This window comes from Pantoea sp. JZ29 (assembly GCF_035190385.1).
GTDB lineage: Bacteria > Pseudomonadota > Gammaproteobacteria > Enterobacterales > Enterobacteriaceae > Pantoea > Pantoea stewartii.
Window position 1 is genome coordinate 217,887 of record NZ_CP045241.1, and the last position, 16,099, is coordinate 233,985.

The following is a 16,099-nucleotide window of genomic DNA, read 5'->3' on the forward strand; positions in this document are numbered from 1 at the left end:
CCGTGCGGCCCGAGGGGGCGGTGCGGCAGACAGAATCTGCCTGGCGGCTGTAGCGCGGTGGTCCCACCTGACCCCATGCCGAACTCAGAAGTGAAACGCCGTAGCGCCGATGGTAGTGTGGGGTCTCCCCATGCGAGAGTAGGGAACTGCCAGGCATTAAATTAACAAACCTGCACGTAACTTCGGGCAGTTCGCTACTCGACAGAGAGCAGGACAAAAGCGAACGCTTTTGAACGCTGCAACGCAGCGGCCCGAAGGGTGAATCACGCGTGATTCATAAACTGCCAGGCATTAAATTAAGACCAGCACGCTGGTCATGACCTTACCGGTGACGCGGAAGGGCGAAACACCTGACAGCAGAACGTTTTTCTGCGATCAGTACAGAATCGGTGGAGCGGTAGTTCAGTTGGTTAGAATACCTGCCTGTCACGCAGGGGGTCGCGGGTTCGAGCCCCGTCCGTTCCGCCACCCTTTTTAGGGGCGTAGTTCAATTGGTAGAGCACCGGTCTCCAAAACCGGGTGTTGGGGGTTCGAGTCCCTCCGCCCCTGCCAGAAAAAGAAAAATCCTTTGCGTATGCGAAGGATTTTTTTTTGCCTTAAGAAAAGCAAAACAGAAAACCAGCCAGCAAAGACTGGCTTAATCCTCGCTTTCTTCCCTCTCTTTAATTCGGTACGACTGGAAACTTCAGCAACTGACGGATATACGTCTGCTGATCACTGTTTTGCAGCCATACCGCATACAAAGGCCGCACCGCCACAGACGTATCGGGCATCACTATCAGGTCGCTGTACAAGCTTTGCCAGAACTCGGGCAGAAACGCGCAGGCTCCTGTCGTGTGCAACAATTCACGCGTCACCTGTGCTGATGTCGTTGTTAATACCGGAACATCGTCCCCGCCGGAAAGATAACTTTGGTGCTGATGAAAGTCCGCGCCCCATTCCAGCTTAATATAGTCATATTTCTCACGCTTTTCGGTCTGCCGGGAACGAAACAGTGCCAGCGAAATATGACCTATCTGCTGGCTGGTCAATTCATCCATCTTTGGTGCTTCCGTCGTAATCAATAAATCCAGTTGGCGTTCATGCAACTGTTTAACTAACAAATGACGCTGCGCCACACGCGCTTCCAGGTGCAGACTTTCCCTGTTTTCGTAGAGTGTCTGAAGCCATGGCGTCAGATAGGCTTCCCAAAGTGAGGCGCTGGCACCAATGGACAGCTCATGATGCTGCTGCGTGTGCGACACTTCTTTCTTCGCCATAAGCCAGGTATTCATCAGACTTTCCGCGTAAGGCAAAAGACGCTCACCTGCCGAGGTCAAACGGATGTTGTTGCGGTGTCGGGTAAAAAGATTCACTCCCAGTTGGTTTTCTAACTGGCGGATGCGAAAACTGACAGCAGACTGCGTTAAGTAAAGTGCTTCTGCAGCACGCCCGAAATGGCGAGTTCTGCTCACTTCCAGGAAAGTTTTCAGTAATTCCGTATCCACAGCCTTCTCCCAAAATTTGTTTGTCGTATAGATTTAAATGTTTTGTTTTACACTCTGTCAAGCGTATCTAATACTCCGCGCCATAAATAGCACGGCCATAAGAGAAACAGGAGCGTGTAACATGGCGGAAAGCTTCTCAACGGAAAATCGTTTCTTTGATAACAAACATTACCCACGCGGATTTTCGCGTCATGGGGACTTTACGATTAAAGAAGCACAGCTACTTGAACGCCACGGCGTCGCGTTTAATGAGCTGGATCTTGCCAAACGTGAACCAGCGACAGAAGAAGAGCGTTTGTTCATCGAGGTATGTCGTGGTGTCCGTGAGCCGCAGACGGAAGCAGAACGTGTCTGGTCCAAATACATGACCCGTATCAAGCGTCCTAAGCGTTTTCACACGCTGTCAGGCGGTAAGCCACAAATGGATACCGTTGAAGACTACACAGAAAGCGACGATTAATGAAAAGGGGCGAAAGCCCCTTTTTACTGCAGGTTGTTATGAAGATAGGTCATGAGGCGGTCAATGCTTCGGTAACTGACGGCTTCCTGCAAATGATAACGGCTGATCGTCTCTTCACCGGCCAAATCGGCCACCGTGCGCGCCACTTTCAGGATCCGCTGCCAAGCCCGTACTGATAAGCCCAACTGATTTAAAACAGACTCCAGCCACTTCGCATCCGCTGAACAAAGCGCACACCACCGTAATACCTCCGCATTAGCTAAATGAGCGTTGATTTTTCCTGAACGCGCAATCTGTCTTTGCCGGGCAACAAGCACGCGCTCGCGTACCGCCACAGAACTTTCTCCCGTCTGCTGTTGCTGGCCTAACAGTCCCGGCGGTAGCAATGGCACCTCCAGCGACAGATCAAAGCGATCAAGGAAGGGGCCGGAAAGTTTGCTGAGATAGCGTAAAATCTGCTGCGGTGAGGTGCGGTTATGCTGTCCCTGATAGTGTCCTGTCGGACTGGGATTCATCGCAGCGACTAACTGAAAACGTGCAGGGTAAACCACCTTAGCCCTGGCTCGCGAAATCGCGACTTCACCGGACTCAATGGGTTCGCGCAATGCATCCAGAACGCTGCGCTGGAATTCAGGCAATTCATCTAAAAAAAGCACTCCATTATGGGCCAGCGAGATCTCGCCGGGACGGGGCAATGCGCCACCGCCAATGAGCGCATACAGTGAAGCACTATGATGAGGGGCCCTGAACGGCCTTTTACGCCATGAATGATGCACAGGGCCCGCATTACTCAGGCTGGCTATCGCTGCGCATTCTAAGGCCTCCTGATCGCTTAATGGCGGCATGATGCCCGGTAAACGAGTGGCAAGCATGGTTTTGCCTGTGCCTGGCGGTCCGATCAGCATCAGGTTATGTCCACCGGCCGCCGTGATCTCCAGGGCACGGCGTCCTTGTTCCTGCCCGACAATATCGCGAAGATCGTCTGTGATTTCGTCGGTGTTATCGGCGTGGGCGGTGGCAATCGTGAGTTCACCCCTGTTGTGTAAGAAAGCACAAACGTCGATCAAATGGGCGGCTACCAGCGTTGAGCCTTTACGGATTAAACCCACATCAGTCTGGTTTTCTGCTGAGAGAATCAACTGCCTGCCAGCTTTAATCGCCGCAAGGGCAGCCGGAATGGCGGCCTGTACACCACACAGAGCGCCGTTTAGCGCCAGCTCGCCCAGAAACTCATATCCGCCCAGCTTCTCTGCAGGGAGCTGTTCAGACGCGACCAGAATGGCGACAGCCATGGGCAAATCGTAGCGCCCGCCTTCCTTAGGCAGATCGGCCGGGCCCAGATTGATGGTGATTCGCCGGGCAGGGAAGTCAAAGCCGCTGTTAATGATGGCGCTACGGACACGTTCGCGTGCCTCCTTGACGGTAGTTTCCGGTAAGCCCACCAACGTCAGGGCAGGCAATCCGTTGCTGATATGGACTTCAATAGTCACCAGCGGCGCATCAACCCCGATGGCTGCACGTGTCAGAACTTTTGACAAAGACATGGCCGCTCCCAAATGCGGCAAGTCTGCCCTGGCGCTTCAATGACGGCGAGGGCCAAAAGGACAAAATGTAAGCTGCGCCGTGATTTATTTGCGCACTATACATCCGCACGCTTTTTTTTGTGGAACCGGACTTTGAACGCGGTATAACCGCATCGGCATGGTTTTTTTGTCAAAGTCGGGGCTCAATAAAATAATCTTTTAATTACAAATTGATAACGAAAGAACGCAATGGGCCGCAATAAAAAACCTGATAAAAAATATTGTAATTAGCCTACTAACTATGATAACTCTGTAGGCATTACTTCGAACGAGTTAAAGAATCGAATACGTTATGAAAGCCCTTCTACTAGTGATTAGCCTTGTCGTGATTAGCGTGGTGGTGATTATTAACCCACTGTGCGGGGCAACGCTTGGAGCAAGAAAGGCTTAAAAATCAAGCCAGAACTCTAAAAAACCCCCCGCACCGAAAGGTCCGGGGGTTTTTTTTTGACCTGGCAAAATTCAGTAAATCTGCAAGGAACAAACAATGAACAGTAGCATAAAATTCTGTTGTTCCCCTCAGGCGACAGGAGAATAACGATGACAGGTGCACAATGGGTAGTTCAGGCTTTACGCGCACAAGGCGTTGATACCGTATTTGGTTACCCTGGCGGCGCCATCATGCCAGTGTACGATGCGCTATACGACGGCGGCGTCGAACACCTGTTGTGCCGTCACGAGCAGGGCGCGGTGATGGCCGCAATCGGCTATGCCCGTTCAACCGGTAAAACCGGTGTCTGCATTGCCACTTCGGGTCCCGGTGCAACAAATCTGATCACCGGCCTGGCTGATGCCATGATGGACTCCGTGCCGGTTGTCGCGTTGACCGGTCAGGTCGCTTCTGCCTTCATCGGTACGGATGCCTTTCAGGAAATCGATGTTCTCGGTCTGTCGTTAGCCTGCACCAAACACAGCTTCATGGTTGAATCGCTGGATGATTTGCCTTCCGTGATGGCCGAGGCGTTCGCCATTGCGCAGTCGGGTCGCCCCGGGCCGGTATTAGTCGATATCCCAAAGGATATTCAGCTGGCAAAAGGGGAACCTTCACCGCAGTTGATGCCGGTGGAAGAAGCGATGTCGATGCCGCATCAGGCAATTATTGACGCGCGGGCAATGATGGCGCAGGCCAAAAAACCTATGCTGTATGTCGGCGGTGGCGTCGGCATGGCGCAAGCGGTGCCGGCACTGCGCGCGTTGATGCAGGAAACCGGCATTCCCGCTGTTGCCACGCTGAAGGGCCTGGGAAGTGTGGATGCCGACAGCGAATGTTATCTGGGCATGCTGGGCATGCACGGCACTAAGGCCGCTAATCTGGCCGTCCAGTCCTGCGACCTGTTAATCGCGGTAGGTGCCCGTTTTGACGACCGCGTCACCGGTAAACTGGACACCTTCGCCCCGCTGGCCAGCGTGATCCATCTGGATGTGGATCCTGCAGAACTGAACAAGCTGCGCCGTGCACATGTGTCGCTGCAAGGCGATCTCAACCATGTCCTGCCGGCCCTGAGCCAGCCTTTACAGATACAGGCGTGGCGCGACGAAGTCATGGCGCTGAAAGCACAGCATGCGTGGCGCTACGATCATCCCGGTGAAGCCATCTATGCGCCGTTATTACTGAAACAACTGTCCGATCGCAAACCGGCAAACACTGTTGTTACCACCGACGTAGGTCAGCATCAGATGTGGGCGGCCCAGCATATAGCCTGTGACGCCCCTGAAGATTTCATCACCTCCAGTGGCTTAGGCACCATGGGCTTTGGCCTGCCTGCGGCAATCGGCGCACAGGTTGCGCGCCCTCACGATACCGTCATCTGTGTCTCGGGCGACGGCTCTATCATGATGAATATTCAGGAACTGGGCACCATTAAGCGTGGCAAATTGCCTGTGAAAATTCTGCTGCTGGATAACCAGCGTCTGGGCATGGTTCGCCAGTGGCAGCAGCTGTTTTTTGACGGTCGCTACAGTGAAACCATCCTGACCGACAACCCCGACTTCCTCACGCTGGCCAGCGCATTTGATATCCCGGGCCAGCGAATCACCCGTAAAGATCAGGTCGACGCCGCAATCGATGCTCTGCTGAACAGTGGAGGTCCTTATTTCCTGCACGTGTCAATTGATGAGCATGAAAACGTCTGGCCATTGGTACCGCCCGGTGCCAGCAACGCCAACATGATGGAGAAAACCGTATGAACCAGCATCAATTGTCTATCGAAGCGCGCTTTCGACCTGAAATATTGGAACGCATTTTACGTGTAGTACGCCATCGTGGCTTTCAGGTGTGTTCAATGAACATGGCGACTATGGCTAATGCCGAAAACATTAATATCGAAATGACCGTTGCCAGCCAGCGCTCTGTCGATTTACTGTCTTCCCAGTTAAGCAAACTGATGGATGTCGCCTGCGTCCAGATTCAACAACAGACATCACAACAAATCCGCGCGTAGTCGCGAAAGGAAATAATAATGAGCACCAAGAAAGCAGATTTCATTTGGTTCAATGGCGAAATGGTTAAGTGGGAAGAGGCGAAAGTCAGCGTGATGTCTCACGCTCTGCATTACGGCACCTCGGTATTTGAAGGCGTGCGCTGCTACGACTCACACAAAGGCCCGGTCGTCTTCCGTCACCGCGAGCACATGCAGCGTCTGCACGATTCCGCCAAAATTTACCGTTTCCCGATCAAGCACAGCGTTGATGAACTGATGGAAGCCTGCCGTGAAGTGATTCGCGTGAACAACCTGAAAAGCGCCTACATCCGTCCGCTGGCTTTCGTGGGCGATGTCGGTCTGGGCGTGAACCCGCCGGATGGCTTCACCACGGATGTGATTGTTGCAGCGTTCCCGTGGGGCGCTTACCTGGGTGCTGAAGCGCTGGAAAACGGCATTGATGCCATGGTGTCTTCATGGAACCGCGTTGCGCCAAACACATTGCCAACCGCAGCAAAAGCGGGCGGCAACTATCTGTCTTCCCTGCTGGTAGGCAGTGAGGCGCGCCGCCATGGCTATCAGGAAGGCATTGCGCTGGATACCAATGGCCTGATTTCAGAAGGCGCAGGCGAAAATCTGTTTGAAGTGAAAGATGGCGTGCTGTTTACCCCGCCGTTTACCTCCTCTGCACTGCCGGGCATCACCCGCGATGCCATCATCACGCTGGCGCGTAATATGGGCATCGAAGTGCGTGAACAGGCACTGTCTCGTGAATCTCTGTACCTGGCTGACGAAGTCTTTATGTCCGGCACGGCGGCAGAAATCACCCCGGTACGCAGCGTGGATCGCATTCAGGTTGGCGAAGGCAAATGTGGGCCCGTCACCAAACGCATTCAGCAGGCATTCTTTGGCCTGTTTACCGGCGAGACCGAAGACAAATGGGGCTGGCTGGACCCGGTTAACGCATAACCAGACCTTGCGCGGATGTCGCTGGATGTCCGCGATCTTATTTTGACTGGAGTAAAGAGCATGCCTAAGTACCGTTCCGCTACCACCACCCACGGCCGCAACATGGCTGGTGCCCGTGCCCTCTGGCGCGCAACAGGAATGACCGACGATGATTTCGGCAAACCGATTATCGCCGTCGTTAACTCATTCACCCAGTTTGTGCCGGGCCACGTACACCTGCGTGACCTGGGTAAGCTGGTTGCCGAGCAAATCGAAGCGGCAGGTGGCGTGGCCAAAGAGTTCAACACGATCGCGGTGGACGACGGTATTGCCATGGGCCATGGCGGCATGCTGTATTCTCTGCCTTCACGTGAGCTGATTGCCGACTCTGTCGAGTACATGGTGAACGCGCACTGTGCTGATGCCATGGTCTGCATTTCAAACTGCGACAAAATCACCCCCGGCATGTTGATGGCCGCACTGCGCCTGAATATTCCGGTGATCTTTGTTTCCGGCGGCCCAATGGAAGCCGGTAAAACCAAACTGTCCGATCAGATCATTAAGCTGGATCTGGTGGATGCCATGATCCAGGGGGCTAACCCGAACGTCAGCGATGCTGACAGCGAGCAGATTGAACGCTCCGCCTGTCCAACCTGCGGCTCCTGTTCGGGCATGTTCACCGCAAACTCAATGAACTGCCTGACCGAAGCCCTCGGCCTGTCACAACCGGGTAACGGTTCACTGCTGGCCACCCATGCCGACCGTAAAGCGCTGTTCATTAACGCCGGTAAGCGCATCGTCAGCCTGACCAAACGCTATTACGAGCAGGATGATGTGAATATGCTGCCGCGCAACATCGCCACCAAAGCCGCGTTTGAAAATGCCATGACGCTGGATATCGCTATGGGCGGCTCTACAAATACCGTTCTGCACCTGCTGGCTGCCGCGCAGGAAGGTGAGGTGGACTTTAACATCTCTGATATCGATCGCCTGTCACGCAAAGTTCCTCAGTTGTGCAAAGTGGCACCGAGCACGCCGAAATATCACATGGAAGATGTGCACCGTGCGGGTGGCGTCATCGGTATTCTCGGCGAGCTGGATCGTGCCGGGCTGATTGACACCAGCGCCCGTAACATTCTGCAGCAGAGCCTGCGTGAAACGCTCGATCAGTACGACATCATGCTGACTCAGGATCAGGCGGTGAAGGACATGTTCCGTGCGGGGCCAGCCGGTATTCGAACGACTCAGGCGTTTTCGCAAAGTTGCCGTTGGGACACGCTGGATGATGACCGCGCTGAAGGCTGTATCCGTACGCGCGAACATGCCTATTCCCAGGATGGTGGTCTGGCCGTGCTCTACGGCAACATTGCCGAAGATGGCTGTATCGTAAAAACCGCGGGCGTCGATAAAGAGATTCTGACGTTCAGCGGCCCGGCTAAAGTCTATGAAAGCCAGGATGACGCTGTTGAAGCTATCCTCGGTGGCAAAGTGGTAGCGGGTGACGTGGTTGTGATCCGCTACGAAGGGCCAAAAGGTGGGCCGGGCATGCAGGAAATGCTGTATCCCACCACTTACCTGAAGTCGATGGGGCTGGGTAAAAGTTGTGCTCTGATCACCGACGGTCGCTTCTCTGGCGGCACCTCTGGCCTGTCAATTGGTCACGCCTCACCTGAAGCCGCTAACGGCGGCACCATCGCGCTGGTGAAAGATGGCGATATCATCGATATCGATATCCCAAACCGCGGTATCAGACTGGCCGTACCGGATAATGAACTGCATGCCCGCCGTGAAGAGCAGGAAGCCCGTGGTGACGCAGCTTACACGCCGATGAACCGTCAGCGCGACGTGTCGTTTGCCCTGCGCGCCTATGCATCGCTCGCGACCAGCGCCGATAAAGGTGCTGTGCGCGATAAGAGTAAGCTGGGAGGCTAAGATGGCTGAGGCTCAACCGCTACCCGAGGCGCCCTGCAGTGCCGAGTATCTGCGTGCGGTGTTACGTTCACCGGTATACGAAGTGGCACAGGTTACCCCACTGCAGAAGATGGAAAAAATCTCTGCACGTCTGGGCAATACCATTCTGGTGAAGCGAGAAGATCGCCAGCCGGTGCACAGTTTTAAACTGCGCGGTGCCTACGCGATGATTGCCGGCCTTGATGAAGAGCAGAAAGCACGCGGTGTTGTCACCGCGTCGGCCGGTAACCACGCCCAGGGCGTTGCGTTATCGGCGACGAAGCTGGGCATCAAGTCGCTGATCGTCATGCCGCTGGCGACAGCGGACATCAAGGTGGATGCGGTGCGTGCATTTGGCGGTGAAGCCTTCCTGTATGGTGCCAACTTTGACGAGGCGAAAGCCAAAGCCATTGAACTGGCGACGCAGCAGGGTTACACCTTTGTGCCACCGTTTGACCATCCGGCGGTCATCGCCGGACAAGGCACGCTGGCGATGGAACTGCTGCAGCAGGACGCACATCTCGATCGGGTTTTTGTTCCGGTGGGCGGCGGCGGTCTGGCCGCGGGCGTGGCGGTGCTCATCAAGCAGCTGATGCCGCAAATCAAAGTGATCGCTGTTGAGTCAGAAGACTCGGCCTGCCTGAAAGCGGCGCTGGAGGCTGGTGAGCCGGTGGATTTACCGCGCGTGGGCTTGTTCGCCGAAGGTGTGGCCGTGAAGCGCATCGGTAACGAAACTTTCCGCCTGTGCCAGGAATATCTCGACGATATCGTCACCGTGGACAGCGATGCGATCTGCGCGGCAATGAAAGATCTGTTTGAAGATGTGCGCGCCGTGGCAGAACCTTCAGGCGCGCTGGCGCTGGCGGGCATGAAGAAATACGTCCAGCAGCACGATATTCAGGGCGAACGCCTGGCACACGTGTTGTCGGGGGCTAACGTTAACTTCCATGGTTTGCGCTACGTTTCTGAACGTTGTGAGCTGGGTGAACAACGCGAAGCTCTGCTGGCGGTCACGATCCCGGAACAGCAGGGCAGCTTCCTGAAGTTTTGTCAGACGTTGGGTGGTCGCTCGATTACCGAGTTTAACTATCGCTATGCCGACACCGACAAAGCCTGCATTTTTGTGGGCGTGCGGCTGACGCGCGGGATGGATGAGCGCGCAGAGATCATCAGCCAGTTAACGGAAAACGGCTATCAGGTGGTGGATCTGTCTGACGATGAGATGGCGAAGCTGCACGTGCGTTACATGGTGGGCGGACGGCCTTCCAAGCCGCTGCGTGAGCGCCTGTTCAGCTTTGAGTTTCCGGAAGCGCCTGGCGCATTGCTTAAGTTTCTGCAAACGCTGGGCACGCACTGGAATATCTCACTGTTCCATTACCGTAGCCACGGCACGGATTACGGCCGGGTCCTCACGGCCTTCGAGCTTGGCAACGACGAACCGCGTTTTGAAGAGCACCTTGCCGACCTGGGTTACGATTTCCACGACGAAACGCATAACCCGGCATTCCGCTTCTTCCTGGCAGGCCAGTAACTATAGCTGGTGCCAGAATGCACTGATAAGCGGCTCTCCGAGCCGCTTTTTTTGTACACAAACACCCAGCTCCAGCGGTGCGACGGACGCCACGCTTTCCAGCGGCAGCACACGGTTTCGTACCGGCTCAGGGCTGTTCTCCAGCACCACATCCGGCAGCAGCGCAATCCCACAGCCCAGCGCTACCATCGACACGATTGCTTCATGACCGGCAACGGTCGCATAAATCAATGGGTTAACGATGCGATGACGGCGGAACCATAGCTCGATCGCCCGCCGGACCGGTCCCTGCTCGGGCAGGATAAACGGAATCTGTGACCAGTCCGGTGCCTCTTCTGTCGCCTGACTGCGCACCGGACAGGGCAGTGCAGGTGCAATCAGTCCCAGCGGCAACAGCCCCAGCGTGGTGAAATCAATGCTGGCAGGCAGCGATTCAGGTCGACCGGCAATCGCCAGATCGGCATTGCCCGACTGGACCATTTCAATCGCATCGGCCGCATCGCCGGTAGTCAGTTTGATTTCCACCTGAGGATGCTCGGCGCGGAAACGATCCAGAATGGGCGGCAGATGGCTGTACGCGGCGGTCACCGAGCAAAACAGGCGCAGTTCACCACTGAGTGACGGACCGTTGAGATCCATGGCATGGCGCAATTGCTGATACTGCAGTAAGGTTTGTTGTGCAAATAACTTCAGTCTTTCGCCCGCTTCGGTGAGCGTGACGGTGCGGTTATCACGCAGAAACAACGCGTGGCCGACATCCTCTTCCAGCCGCTGAATCTGGCGTGACAGCGTGGACGGACTGACGTGCATGGCCCGTGCGGTGCGGCCAAAATGGCAATTTTCTGCCAGATGTAAAAACAATTTGAGATCGCGTAAATCCATACAGGTTCCACCTCAGGAATGCATTGCGATTATTGCAATGTAATGTTGTTAATATATCAATTTAAGCAACAGAAATCCTGTCATATGATGGGGTCATTCGCGGTGCTGAATCTCACGCCGTCAACAGACAAAAGCAAACACAACATTTAACCGGAGTACCCATGGCTAATTACTTCAACACACTGAATCTGCGCAACCAGTTAGCGCAACTGGGCAAATGTCGTTTTATGGGGCGTGACGAGTTCGCGGATGGCGCCAGCTTCCTGAAAGGCAAAAAGATTGTGATTGTGGGCTGTGGTGCGCAGGGCCTGAACCAGGGCCTGAACATGCGCGATTCCGGTCTGGATGTTTCTTATGCCCTGCGTGCAGAAGCCATCGCCGAAAAACGTGCCTCGTATCGCAAAGCCACCGACAACGGTTTCAAAGTGGGCACTTACGAAGAACTGATTCCTCAGGCGGACCTGGTGGTTAACCTGACGCCAGACAAACAGCACTCCGCCGTGGTTCAGGCTGTACAGCCACTGATGAAAGACGGTGCCGCGCTGGGCTATTCACACGGCTTCAACATTGTCGAAGTGGGCGAAACCATCCGTAAAGATATCACCGTCGTTATGGTGGCGCCGAAGTGTCCGGGCACCGAAGTCCGTGAAGAATACAAGCGTGGCTTCGGGGTACCGACGCTGATCGCGGTTCACCCGGAAAACGATCCGAAAGGTGAAGGTATGGCTATCGCCAAAGCCTGGGCTTCTGCCACCGGTGGTGACCGCGCTGGCGTGCTGGAATCCTCTTTCGTTGCGGAAGTGAAATCTGACCTGATGGGTGAGCAGACCATTCTGTGCGGTATGCTGCAGGCCGGTTCTCTGCTGTGCTTCGATAAGCTGGTGGCTGAAGGTCACGATGCGGCGTACACTGAGAAACTGATTCAGTTTGGCTGGGAAACCATCACCGAATCCCTGAAATTTGGCGGCATTACGCTGATGATGGATCGCCTGTCTAATCCGGCGAAACTGCGTGCTTACGCACTGTCTGAGCAGCTGAAAACCATCATGGCTCCCCTGTTCCAGAAGCACATGGATGACATCATCTCAGGCGATTTCTCTGCTGGCATGATGGCGGACTGGGCGAATGACGATAAGAAGCTGCTGACCTGGCGCGAAGAGACCGGTAAAACCGCGTTCGAAACCGCCCCTCAGTTCGACGGCAAAATCGAAGAGCAAGAATACTACGACAAAGGCGTTGTCATGGTTGCCATGGTCAAAGCGGGCGTTGAGCTGGCATTTGAAACCATGGTAGATGCTGGCATCATCGAAGAGTCGGCTTACTACGAGTCACTGCACGAGCTGCCGCTGATCGCGAACACCATTGCCCGTAAACGCCTGTATGAAATGAACGTGGTTATTTCTGATACCGCTGAGTACGGTAACTACCTGTTCTCTTTTGCGGCGGTGCCGCTGCTGAAAGAGTTTATGACCTCACTGCAGCCGGGCGATCTGGGTAAAGCTATTGACGGCACGCAGGTGGATAACGCCCAACTGCGCGACGTTAATGAAGCCATTCGTCAGCATCCTATCGAGCAGGTTGGCCGCAAACTGCGTGGTTACATGACCGATATGAAACGCATCGCGGTTGCAGGCTAAGTCGCACCGCCACCGTTTTCAGCAAATGTAAGACAAAAAGGCGCAGCCATCTGGCTGCGCCTTTTTGTTTTAGCATGCGCCTGGCGACACGATAACAGGCGGTAAAAGGCTCCTGTAACCAACATACTGACACCCGGCAAGAATAAGGAACATGCCAGCCGTAAGGTTGCCAGCAAAATACTCGTGATGATGTCTGAGGGCATAGCATACGGCGACAGAAGCGACAGCCGTGCGCTGCGGGTCGGGTCGGCATTCAGTCAGTCCCCGCCTTTTCCCCCAAATGTGCTTCGGGAAAAGTCTGGCTGCGCAATGTGTGTAGATTTATCGCAAACGGCTATCTGCTTGATGGTCCACTGCGTCGTGTTTTGCCGGACTGGCACAGTGAAAACACAACACCGATGACGCCCTGGGCCATCACCTTACCCAACCGTCTGCTGCCGCTAAAAATCCGGGTTTTTAGCGACGATTTTATGGCCTGGCTTAAGTCGAAATAGCGCGCTTTCGCCGCGGAAACGCATAAAAAAACCCGGCCTGAGCCGGGTTTTTTTATGAGCGTGACCTGAGATCACACTTCATACAGCGTTTGATGCCGGGTTTCTTTACAGGCAATCAGGGCGATCAGCGTCAGGAAGGCCATAGAGGCCAGGTACAATCCGACGGCATATAAGCCGTAGTGCACGTTCAGCCAGGTTGCGATATATGGCGCAACGGAGGCCCCCAGAATCGACGACAGGTTGTATGAGAACGACGCGCCGGTATAGCGCACTTCTGTCGGGAACAGCTCGGGCAGCAGCGCACCCATCGGGCCAAATGTCAGGCCCATAATGCTTAATCCCAGCAGCAGGAAGGCCATCACCAGCGCCTGAGAGCCGGAACCCAACATCACAGGGAACAGGAATGAGAAACCAATAATCATCAGCGTAATGGTGATCATGGTTTTCCGGCGACCAAAGCGGTCAGCCAGCAGGCCCGCGATGGGGACCATCACGCCGAAGCCAATGACCGCCATCATCAACATCCACAGCATGCTGTTACGTGAGATGCCCAGCCCCGCAGGCGCGGCGGCGGTGCCGTAACTCATTGAGTAAACTGTCATGATGTAAAACAGCGTGTAGGTGGCGAGCATGATGAAGGTGCCCAGAATGGTCGCCGTCAGATGTTTGCTCAGAAGTGAGGCAATCGGCACGCGCACCTGCTTCTTCTCTTTCTGCACTTTGGCAAAGACCGGACTTTCATGTAGCGACACGCGCACATACAGGCCAATCAGGACCAGCACGGCAGACAGTACAAAAGGCACGCGCCAGCCCCACTGCATAAACTGCTCGTCGGTCAGCAACCAGGAGAGCAGCAGGAAGGTGCCGTTGGCAAAAAAGAATCCAATGGGCGCACCCAACTGCGGGAAGGAACCGTACAGAGCACGCTTTTTGGCTGGCGCATTTTCCGTGGCCAGCAGGGCCGCACCGCCCCATTCGCCGCCGAGTCCCAGGCCCTGACCAAAGCGGGCCAGTGCTAACAGCAGCGGGGCCAGAACGCCAATGCTCTGATAGCTGGGTAACAAACCGATGACCACGGTAGAGATCCCCATGGTCAGCAGCGAGGCTACCAGGGTGGCTTTACGACCGACACGGTCACCGAAGTGACCAAACAGCGCTGAGCCGATAGGGCGGGCAACGAACGCAATCGCGAAGGTCGCCAGTGACTGTAGCGTGGCGACAGTGGCATCACCCTGAGGAAAAAAGATATGCGGAAAGACAATGACCGCGGCGGTGGCATAAATATAGAAATCGAAAAATTCGATGGCGGTGCCGACCAGTGAAGCAATAACGACTTTACTGCGTGAGTTCACTGGCGTTGGCTCATGTTGTTTATCAAGAGTTTCTGAGATGGAGGCTTGCATAAATGTTTCTTATTTTTAAATACCGTTAAGGAATCTTACGCACCTGTATAGCGGCATTCAATGGCTGGAAACCGCGTCAGCCGCGGCTTTCTCTGCCTAAAAGTAGAAAATCTTTGCCTGATGTGAAATGTCGGAGAATGGCAGCGTTAACAGAGATAAACATGGCGAGATACTCTGTGAAAGCGCTGAAGAAAAGTGACCCCCTGGTTATTCATGCTGTAAAGTGGCTGATAAATAACCGGGGGCAGGGATTTTTCGCTGGTTACTGCTGTTCGTGGGTGGCCATTGCGCCTTTTTCAGGCATGCGTGGATCGTCTTTGTATTTGGCGGTGGCAATCCAGGCCGCGCAGAACAATGTCAGGCGGGCAAAGAAATAGAAGAACGCCATCAGCCCCAACACCGAGCCAAAAGCCGCACCCGAGGGCGAGCTGGCGAGTTTCGGCAGCGTCAACGTCATCACAAACTTAATGACTTCAAACCCGATGGCCGCCAGTAAGGTGCCACGCAGCAGGGCTTTTTTGCGCGGTTTATGGCGAGGCAGAATCCAGAAAATCCACAGAAACAGCAGATAATTTGCCAGTACAGAGATGGACGTCGCGATGATCGTCAGTGCCGGGCGCAACCATTCAATGCCATCCAGCCCTAACGCATTAACGATAGTCGCCTGGGCGGAACCGGCGACGGAGGTCAGTGACAAAGTAATCACCAGCGCCAGCATCAGGCCGGTCAGAGACAAGAAGTCGCGAATATAGCGTTTCCAGATCTTCTCTTTATCGTCGGGTTGACGTTCCCAGACGTCGCGTGACTGCGCGCGAATAGCCTCGCGTAAATTCCCCATCCAGTTGAGACCGGAATACAACGCCAGCAACAAACCGGTGATGCCCACGGTTGCGCGTTGCTGAATGGCCGTGTTCACGGTGTTTTTTAACGTGGTCGCCAGCGACGGATCGCTGATGCTACTGACGATTTTGTTGATGATATCGGTCAGGAGGTCCGGATTCGAGGCAAGCACGAAACCCACGGCAGCAAAAGACACCATTAAAATGGGGATGAGCGACAGAAACGAAAAATAGGTAATGGCGGCACCAAACTGGCTGCCGAGGCGATCGTTAAACCGATCCAGCGCGCGAATAAAGTGCGCTACCGCCGGTATCGCCTGGAACCAGGCGGCGAAGCGTGATACGCGCACGATGGAGCGATCGACGGACTTGTTGCCGGTTTTAATATCGATCAGCGGTTTGGCGTCTTTTACGTTGTCCTGCTCGTCTGTCATAGACATTCACTTTCCTGTTGAACCTTAAAAT

Annotated in this window: 14 protein-coding genes, 2 tRNA genes and 1 rRNA gene; 12 read left to right on the forward strand and 5 right to left on the reverse strand. The window is 54.7% G+C overall.

Features of this window, described 5'->3' with window-relative positions:
* The first annotated feature begins 39 nt into the window (after positions 1 to 39).
* From rrf to GC090_RS01020, 3 genes are all read left to right on the forward strand, one after another.
* Positions 40 to 155: ribosomal RNA gene (gene rrf, locus GC090_RS01010) — 5S ribosomal RNA — on the forward strand.
* A 236-nt stretch (positions 156 to 391) separates the two neighbouring features.
* A tRNA-Asp gene (locus GC090_RS01015) sits at positions 392 to 468 on the forward strand.
* Between the two features lie 8 nt (positions 469 to 476).
* A tRNA-Trp gene (locus tag GC090_RS01020) sits at positions 477 to 552 on the forward strand.
* Between the two features lie 110 nt (positions 553 to 662).
* Here the strand turns inward: GC090_RS01020 and hdfR are convergent.
* A complete protein-coding gene (gene hdfR / locus GC090_RS01025; protein ID WP_006121164.1) occupies positions 663 to 1,487 on the reverse strand; it encodes an HTH-type transcriptional regulator HdfR in 825 nt (274 codons plus the stop codon).
* Positions 1,488 to 1,608: 121 nt separating this feature from the next.
* On the opposite strand from hdfR, the gene GC090_RS01030 reads away from it, so the two are divergent.
* The gene (locus tag GC090_RS01030; RefSeq protein WP_006121163.1) at positions 1,609 to 1,947 is read left to right on the forward strand and encodes a MaoP family protein; all 339 of its coding nucleotides are present in this window, start codon (positions 1,609 to 1,611) and stop codon (positions 1,945 to 1,947) included.
* Positions 1,948 to 1,970: 23 nt separating this feature from the next.
* On the opposite strand, the gene GC090_RS01035 is transcribed toward GC090_RS01030, so the two are convergent.
* On the reverse strand, positions 1,971 to 3,491 hold the full coding sequence (locus GC090_RS01035; protein WP_006121162.1) for a YifB family Mg chelatase-like AAA ATPase: 1,521 nt from the start codon (positions 3,489 to 3,491) through the stop codon (positions 1,971 to 1,973).
* Positions 3,492 to 3,822: 331 nt separating this feature from the next.
* Between GC090_RS01035 and ilvL the strand changes: the two genes are divergently transcribed.
* From ilvL to ilvA, 6 genes are all read left to right on the forward strand, one after another.
* Positions 3,823 to 3,921: an ilv operon leader peptide gene (gene ilvL / locus GC090_RS01040; protein ID WP_071785161.1), complete on the forward strand. Its 99-nt coding sequence runs from the start codon at positions 3,823 to 3,825 to the stop codon at positions 3,919 to 3,921.
* Between the two features lie 149 nt (positions 3,922 to 4,070).
* Positions 4,071 to 5,717, forward strand: coding sequence for an acetolactate synthase 2 catalytic subunit (gene ilvG / locus GC090_RS01045; protein ID WP_324020692.1), 1,647 nt, complete (start codon positions 4,071 to 4,073; stop codon positions 5,715 to 5,717).
* Positions 5,714 to 5,971: an acetolactate synthase 2 small subunit gene (ilvM, locus tag GC090_RS01050; protein ID WP_324020693.1), complete on the forward strand. Its 258-nt coding sequence runs from the start codon at positions 5,714 to 5,716 to the stop codon at positions 5,969 to 5,971. The genes ilvG and ilvM overlap by 4 nt, the downstream gene beginning before the upstream one ends.
* 18 nt (positions 5,972 to 5,989) lie before the next feature.
* Positions 5,990 to 6,919 (forward strand): branched-chain amino acid transaminase, encoded by a 930-nt coding sequence (locus tag GC090_RS01055; protein WP_033738329.1) that lies wholly within the window; start codon positions 5,990 to 5,992, stop codon positions 6,917 to 6,919.
* 60 nt (positions 6,920 to 6,979) lie between these two features.
* Positions 6,980 to 8,830 (forward strand): dihydroxy-acid dehydratase, encoded by a 1,851-nt coding sequence (gene ilvD / locus GC090_RS01060; protein ID WP_006121158.1) that lies wholly within the window; start codon positions 6,980 to 6,982, stop codon positions 8,828 to 8,830.
* Between the two features lies 1 nt (position 8,831).
* On the forward strand, positions 8,832 to 10,379 hold the full coding sequence (ilvA, locus tag GC090_RS01065; RefSeq protein WP_324020694.1) for a threonine ammonia-lyase, biosynthetic: 1,548 nt from the start codon (positions 8,832 to 8,834) through the stop codon (positions 10,377 to 10,379).
* On the opposite strand, the gene ilvY is transcribed toward ilvA, so the two are convergent.
* Positions 10,380 to 11,261, reverse strand: a complete 882-nt coding sequence (ilvY, locus tag GC090_RS01070) for an HTH-type transcriptional activator IlvY (RefSeq protein WP_324020695.1) — start codon at positions 11,259 to 11,261, stop codon at positions 10,380 to 10,382. It lies immediately after the preceding gene.
* Between the two features lie 161 nt (positions 11,262 to 11,422).
* Here ilvY and ilvC point away from each other — a divergent pair, with 161 nt between their 5' ends.
* Both ilvC and GC090_RS01080 read left to right on the forward strand, forming a co-directional pair.
* Entirely contained in the window at positions 11,423 to 12,898 is a 1,476-nt protein-coding gene (gene ilvC, locus GC090_RS01075; protein WP_324020696.1) for a ketol-acid reductoisomerase, read from the forward strand.
* Between the two features lie 311 nt (positions 12,899 to 13,209).
* Positions 13,210 to 13,392 (forward strand): type 2 periplasmic-binding domain-containing protein, encoded by a 183-nt coding sequence (locus tag GC090_RS01080; RefSeq protein WP_324020697.1) that lies wholly within the window; start codon positions 13,210 to 13,212, stop codon positions 13,390 to 13,392.
* Positions 13,393 to 13,463: 71 nt separating this feature from the next.
* On the opposite strand, the gene GC090_RS01085 is transcribed toward GC090_RS01080, so the two are convergent.
* Together GC090_RS01085 and yhjD are read right to left on the reverse strand one after the other, a co-directional pair.
* Positions 13,464 to 14,795: an MFS transporter gene (locus tag GC090_RS01085; protein WP_033738323.1), complete on the reverse strand. Its 1,332-nt coding sequence runs from the start codon at positions 14,793 to 14,795 to the stop codon at positions 13,464 to 13,466.
* A gap of 262 nt (positions 14,796 to 15,057) precedes the next feature.
* Entirely contained in the window at positions 15,058 to 16,074 is a 1,017-nt protein-coding gene (gene yhjD, locus GC090_RS01090) for an inner membrane protein YhjD (protein ID WP_110268694.1), read from the reverse strand.
* Positions 16,075 to 16,099: the final 25 nt, after the last annotated feature.